Below are 1,140 nucleotides of genomic sequence, written 5' to 3'. Positions count from 1 at the left end.
GCACGCAGCGGCGGCAGTGGCGCAGCGGGTGCTGCAGGCCGCGCAGAACGAGCGTGGAGTCTTCAGCTTTGAAGGCCAGATGGTCGACGAGCCGGTGCTGCGCCAGGCGCGGCAGATCCTGGAACGGGATTAGCCAGCACCTCGCGCACGCCGCTGGCCAGCAGGGTCAGCGCCCCGGCGAACGCGATGATCACCACGAAGGCGCGGCTGACCTTGTGCGGGATTTTTGGGGCCAGCCAGTTGCCCAGCAGGATGCCGCACACCATGGCGATGGCGCAGCCCACCCACTGGCTCCAGTGCAGCTGCGGCATCCCGCCCTTGGCGATCAGCGAGGCAATGGAGAGCACAAAGAAGTACAGCTGCACCGAGATCGCGAACTTCGCCTGCGGCCAGCGGCTGGCCACCGCGTAGGCGGCAATCGCCGGGCCGGAGACCGCCGCGGTGACCGACATGAACCCGGACACCGCCCCGGCCCCAATGGCCAGTCCCTTGCTGTCGGCGGATTTCAGGTTCCGCAGCAGGAAGCTGGATCCCAGGGCCAGCATCACCATCAGGGCGATGGCGATGGAAAGTTTTGGTCCGCCCAGCTGGCTGGCGACCCAGGCGCCGGGGATGGTCATGATCACCGCCGGGACCAGCAGCAGCATGACCTTGCGGTATTCCACCTCACGGAACACCTGGGCCAGGATCAAGAAGCTGCTGCAGGTGCCCAGGAAGTTCACCAGCATGACCCCCTCGAAGGGCCGAGCACCATCACGATGAAGGTGAGGAGACCAGGGCGAAACCCATCCCGCTCACCCGCTGGGTTGAGGCGCCCACGAAGGTGGCGGCGCTGAGTGCGAGAATTGCACCAATTGTCACCGTACCCACCGAGCGCGCCCTCCCAAAGAGACATTGTCCGGGACTGAAACCAGCCCCGGACAACGCTACCTCATTGGCCGCCAGGGCGACCGGGCCTAGTTCCCCGGCCCCGGCTCGGCTGGCGCACACTAGGTGAGCAGACCTTCGGACAGGGCCCGGACATCATCCTGGCGGGGCTCGAAGCCCGGGTCTCCGCGCGGGGGTAGCGGGCCCCTGATCCGCGCCGGGTTCAGATCAGCTGGTGGCCGGACGCTGCGGCGCGGAGGCGAAGAGGTTCAG

1 protein-coding gene is annotated in these 1,140 nt (G+C 67.4%); it reads right to left on the bottom strand.

The genetic code is table 11. From position 1 onward, the window contains the following. Positions 1-62: 62 nt before the first annotated feature. Complete coding sequence (locus tag JCM19049_RS14940) at positions 63-728, bottom strand: sulfite exporter TauE/SafE family protein (protein ID WP_054821962.1); 666 nt, start codon at positions 726-728, stop codon at positions 63-65. Positions 729-1,140: the final 412 nt, after the last annotated feature.

This window comes from Arthrobacter sp. JCM 19049 (assembly GCF_001310435.1).
The sequence above is the reverse complement of the archived record's forward strand: the minus strand, read 5'-3'. Positions and strand labels throughout refer to the sequence as shown.